At 72.0% G+C, this 4,938-nt stretch carries 5 protein-coding genes and 1 pseudogene; 3 read left to right on the top strand and 3 right to left on the bottom strand.

From position 1 onward, the window contains the following. A partial coding sequence (locus B1L11_RS43865) for an RICIN domain-containing protein (RefSeq protein ID WP_143737990.1) occupies positions 1-1,295 on the top strand: 1,295 nt, incomplete at its 5' end. Between the two features lie 41 nt (positions 1,296-1,336). On the opposite strand, the pseudogene B1L11_RS43860 reads toward B1L11_RS43865, so the two are convergent. Together B1L11_RS43860 and B1L11_RS43855 are read right to left on the bottom strand one after the other, a co-directional pair. Then, positions 1,337-2,490 (bottom strand): annotated as a pseudogene (locus B1L11_RS43860) (RNA polymerase sigma factor). Beyond that, complete coding sequence (locus tag B1L11_RS43855; RefSeq protein WP_079321047.1) at positions 2,487-2,894, bottom strand: YciI family protein; 408 nt, start codon at positions 2,892-2,894, stop codon at positions 2,487-2,489. The pseudogene B1L11_RS43860 and the gene B1L11_RS43855 overlap by 4 nt, the downstream one beginning before the upstream one ends. A 149-nt stretch (positions 2,895-3,043) precedes the next feature. On the opposite strand from B1L11_RS43855, the gene B1L11_RS43850 reads away from it, so the two are divergent. Both B1L11_RS43850 and B1L11_RS43845 read left to right on the top strand, forming a co-directional pair. Continuing rightward, on the top strand, positions 3,044-3,859 hold the full coding sequence (locus B1L11_RS43850; protein ID WP_256863432.1) for a GyrI-like domain-containing protein: 816 nt from the start codon (positions 3,044-3,046) through the stop codon (positions 3,857-3,859). Continuing rightward, positions 3,856-4,419, top strand: coding sequence for a GyrI-like domain-containing protein (locus B1L11_RS43845; protein WP_079321045.1), 564 nt, complete (start codon positions 3,856-3,858; stop codon positions 4,417-4,419). The genes B1L11_RS43850 and B1L11_RS43845 overlap by 4 nt, the downstream gene beginning before the upstream one ends. Here the strand turns inward: B1L11_RS43845 and B1L11_RS43840 are convergent. Next, positions 4,416-4,938 (bottom strand): tyrosine-type recombinase/integrase (locus B1L11_RS43840; RefSeq protein ID WP_179155600.1); only part of this gene is annotated, 523 nt, incomplete at its 5' end. The genes B1L11_RS43845 and B1L11_RS43840 overlap by 4 nt on opposite strands.

The following is a 4,938-nucleotide window of genomic DNA, read 5'->3' as shown; positions in this document are numbered from 1 at the left end:
CCGGCTCGAAGGACAACGGCGCGCTGCTGCAACAGTGGGGCTGCACCCCCGGCGCCGCCTGGCAGCAGTTCACCCTCAAATCCGCCGGATCGGGGATCTACACCCTGGTCAACGTCAACAGCGGCCGGTGCCTCGACGTGCCCAGCGGGTCCACCACATCGGGGGTGCAGATCCAGCAGTGGGGCTGCGGCGACGGCACCAAGACCAACCAGCAATGGCGCCTGACCGCCTCGGGAAGCGGCACCTACCAGATCGCCAACGTCGCCAGCGGGCTGTGCCTGAGCGACAAGGGCGCCTCCACCTCCTCCGGCGCCGCCGTCATCCAGGAGACCTGCACCGCCAACACCAACAAACAATGGCTGTTCACCCCCGTCTCCGGAACCGGGGGCCGTACGTGGTCGGACAAGGCCGACGGGTTCGCCGGGACCAGCGGCATGGGCGACAGCACCACCACCGGCGGCGCGGCCGGCGCCACGGTCACCGTCACCACCTACGCCGACCTGGTGAAGTACGCCGCCGCGAGCCAGCCGTACGTCATCAAGGTGAACGGCGCGATCACCGTCTCCCCGTACGGCACGGAGATCAAGGTCGCGTCCGACAAGACCATCATCGGGGTCGGCAGGAACGGCCAGATCGTCCACGGCGGATTCAACCTCAACAACGTGCACAACGTGATCATCCGCAACCTGACCATCCGCGACGCGCAAATGGCCGACGACGACCCGGACGACAAGGTCTACGACTACGACGGCATCCAGATCGACACCTCGCACCACGTCTGGATCGACCACTGCTCCATCACCCGCATGAACGACGGCCTCATCGACAGCCGCAAGGACACCACCTACCTGACCGTGTCCTGGAACATCCTGTCGGAGGAGCACAAGGCCTTCGGCATCGGCTGGACCGACAACGTCACCGCGCGCATGACCATCCACCACAACTGGATGCACGACAACGGCATCCGCAACCCCAGCACCGACAACGTCGCCTACGCCCACCTCTACAACAACTACATGCAGAACATCACCGGCTACGGCAACTACTCGCGTGGCGGGACGAAGATGGTGCTCGAAAACAGCTACTTCGACAACGTCAAGGACCCCTACTACCGGGACGACACCGCCCAGCTGAAGCAGAGCGGCAGCATCGTGGTCAACTCCAGCGGGCAGCAGGAGACCGGCGGCTCGGCGTTCACCCCGAGCTCGTTCTACTCCTACACCCTCGACCCCGCCGCGGACGTCCCGTCCATCGTGAAGACCTACGCCGGCCCCCAGGCGAACATCGGCGTGTGAACACCCGGCCGCCGGGGGGCTCCTCGCACCCCCGGCGGCACTCACCGCGACACCCGGCGCAGCAGTTGCCGCACCCGTGCGGCCTCTCGGGTGAGGTGGTCGCGTTCCGGCACGCTGGTGGCGGCGCGGGAGGCCTCGGCGTACAGCTCGGCGGCGCGCTTCAGGTCGCCGGCGCGTTCGTGCAGGTACGCCGTCACCGCGGCGTAGCGGGGCAGACCGGGGTCCACGCCGGCCAGCGCCGCCAGCCCGGCCTGCGGCCCGTCGGCCTCGCCGACCGCCACCGCGCGGTTGAGCCGCACCACCGGGCTGCCGGTGAGGAGCAGCAGTTCGTCGTACCACTCCACGATCTGCACCCAGTCCGTCTCGCAGACGCTGCGGGCGTCGGCGTGCAGGGCGGCGATCGCGGCCTGCGCCTGGTATTCGCCCAGCCGGTCGCGGGCCAGCGCGGCCTGCAGGATCGTCACCCCCTCGGCGATCAGGCCGGTGTCCCAGCGCGACCGGTCCTGCTCGGCGAGGGGCACCAGGCGACCACCCGGACCGGTGCGAGACGCGCGACGCGCGTGGTGCAGCAGCATGAGCGCGAGCAGCCCGGCGGCCTCGGGCTCGCCGGTCAAGGCGACGAGCTGGCGGGTCAGGCGGATCGCTTCGGCCGCCAGGTCGACGTTTCCGCCGTACCCCTCGTTGAAGACGAGGTAGAGCACCCGCAGCACCGTCCCGAGATCGCCGGGCTGGTCGAGCGGCAGCCCCGCGATCTTCCGCTTGGCCCGGCTGATCCGCTGCGCCATGGTCGCCTCGGGGACGAGGTGGGCCGCCGCGATCTGCCGGGTGGTCAGGCCGCCGACCGCGCGCAGCGTCAGCGCGACGGCCGAGCTCTGCGGCAGGGTGGGTGCGCGCACAGGAAGTACAGCCGCAGGGTGTCGTCGGTGGCGGGCGCAGGACCGGCGGGAGGCTCGGCCTCCACGGTCAGTTCCCGCCCCCGCCGCGACGCCTCGGCACGCGCGGCGTCCAGGAACCTGCGCCAGGCGGCCGCGACGAGCCAGGCCTTCGGATCGCGCGGCGGATCGCCGGGCCAGGTCTCCAGCGCCCGGATCAGGGCCTCCTGCACGGCGTCCTCGGCCGACGCGAAGTCGGCTCCGCGCCGGACGAGGACACCGATCACCGCGGGTACGAGCTCCCGCACCAGCGACTCGTTCACTCGGTCACCGTGGGCGGCTCGGTGAGGAACGGCCGGACCTCGAGCCACTCGTGGATCGGCTCGCCGCGTGGCCCGGGAGCGGCCGACAGCTCCCCGGCCAGCTCGACCGCGCGATCCCACGAGTCCACGTCGATGATCATCCAGCCCGCGATGAGGTCCTTGGTCTCGGCGAACGGGCCATCGGTCACCGGCGGGCGCCCCTCGCCGTCGTACCGCACGAACGTGCCCTCGGGTGACAGCGCCTGTTCGCCGACGTACTCACCCGTCTCCTCCAGGCGGGCGGCGAAGTCGCGCATGTACTGGATGTGCGCGTCGACCTCCTCCGGCGTCCACTGGTCCAGCGACCCGTAGTCGACGACGGGGGCCGGACCACCTCGGTAGTGCTTCAGCAGCAGGTACTTCACGGTGGTTCTCCTTCTTGTCGCGCGGCCCGTCGTGGCCGCTCCTGCCCCTGGGACGGAGCCGGCACCGCATTCTCGACACCCGGCGCGACAACTTTCCCAGAAATTCCGCGGTGGACTCTCCCACGGGGGGAGAGGCCATGCTGAGGCACGTGAACGACGACCTTCTGTCGATCGGGCAGTTCGCCCGCCTCGCCCGGCTCAGCGTCAAGCAACTGCGCCACTATGCCACGCTCGGCCTGCTCGAACCCGCCTGGATCGACCCCGCCAGCGGCTACCGCTACTACCGGGCCGCCCAGGCCCGCGACGCGCTCGCCATCGGCCTGCTGCGCTCCCTCGACGTTCCCCTGCCCGTCGTCGCGGCCGTCTTGTCCGGCACCCGGGACACGGGGGAAACCGGGGAAGGGGACTCCGCCGCCGCCGCGCTCGCCCGGGTCAGGGACGACCTGGAGGCCGAACTCGCCCGCCGCAGGCGCACCCTCAAGAGCCTGGAACGCATCCTCGCCACCGGCCTGCCGGGCGCCGAGGTCACCCTCGTCACCGAACCCCCGCGCCCCGCGATCGTCGTCCGCGACCTGGCGGCCACCCCCGAGGACATCGGCCGGGCCACCTCCGCCTGCGTCGCCCGCCTGATGGCCGCCGCGCCACCCGCACCCGCCCTGGTCGGGCTGTTCCCGCTCGACTACGGCGAGTCCATCCCCGTCGCCGTCGCCCTCACCGGCACCGGCCTGCCGCAGGTGCCCGGCGCCGACCCCGCGATCCTGCCCGGCGGCACGTTCGCCACCGCCGCCCACGTCGGCCCCTACGACCAGATCTCGCTCACCGCCCACGCCCTGCTCGCCTGGTGCGCCGAACGCGGGCACGCCCCTGCCGGCCCCCTCCGCGAGGCCTACGTCTCCGACCCCGCGACCACCCCGCCCGAGCGGCTGGTCACCCACCTGATGATCCGACTGGAGGACGAGGAATGACCTGGTATTCCGCCGCCGACACCCCCGAGCTCGCCGACTTCGGCCCCGTCACGGGACTCGGCGTCACCGGACGCGGCGCGCCCGGCGGGGCCGCGCACATCGCCGCGATCACCGCCCTGTACGCCGTCGCGGGACCCCTCACCGGCCTCGCCGGAGGACTGCCCATGCCCGTGCTCGAAGGCCGCTGGTGGGTCGAGGACACCACCCGCCACCCTCTCGACGTTCCTCGGGACGAATGGCACTGGCACCTGTTCCTCCGCCTGCCCGACGACCTCGACCCCGCCCTCGCCGACCAGGCCCGCGAGGCCGCCCGCCCCGCCCCCGGCATCGACGCCGTCCAGCTCGTCACCTTCACCGACGGGCGGTGCGTCCAGATGACCCACCACGGCTCCTTCGCCGAGGAACCGAAATCGCTCGCGCTCATGGACGAGTTCATGAGCGCCCACGGCCTCGTCCCGGCCGGCCTCCACCACGAGATCTACCTGAGCGGCCTCCAGGAGACCGACCCCACGGCCCTGCGCACCATCCTGCGCCAGCCCGTACGCACCGCACAGGGCTAGGCGTCCGGCGCGGCCTGGCCGTCGCCCCCGGCCCGGCCGCGCCTGCGACGCAGCAGCGGATGCGACCCCATCGCCACCTCCAGCTCCCCGGGCAGGTCGTCCCGGTAACGGCCCAGCGTCGACAGATCGCTGTGCCCCAGCACCCGCCGCACCGCGTCCATGTCCGTGCCATCCGCCAGCAGGTGCGTCGCCGTCGTGTGCCGCAACCCGTGCGGTGTCACCGCCCGGCGCCGCCCGGGATCCACCCGCCGCTGCACCCGGTCGATGACCGCCTGCACATCCCCCCGCGCCAGCCGCCTGCCCCGCCACGACAGCAACAGGGCCTTCTCGCCGTCTGCGCCCGCCCGCACCGCCAGGTACGCGTCGAGCGCCGCCGCCACGGCGTCGGGCAGCGGGACGTCCCTGGTGCGCCCGCCCTTGCCGAAGATCCGCCAGTAACGCACCCCGTCGTTGGTGTAGAAGTCCTCCACGTTGGCCCGCACCAGCTCCGACACCCGCGGGCCCAGCGTGTCAGCAGCA

Source organism: Microbispora sp. GKU 823, from assembly GCF_002027145.1.
Taxonomy (GTDB): Bacteria; Actinomycetota; Actinomycetes; order Streptosporangiales; family Streptosporangiaceae; genus Microbispora; species Microbispora siamensis.
Note: the sequence above shows the minus strand (reverse complement) of the source record. Positions and strands in the feature narration are given on the sequence as shown.

Coding starts and splice junctions, on each gene's coding strand:
- B1L11_RS43845 (WP_079321045.1), top strand. CDS start 3,856: ATGACCTGGTATTCCGCCGCCGACACCCCCGAGCTCGCCGACTTCGGC.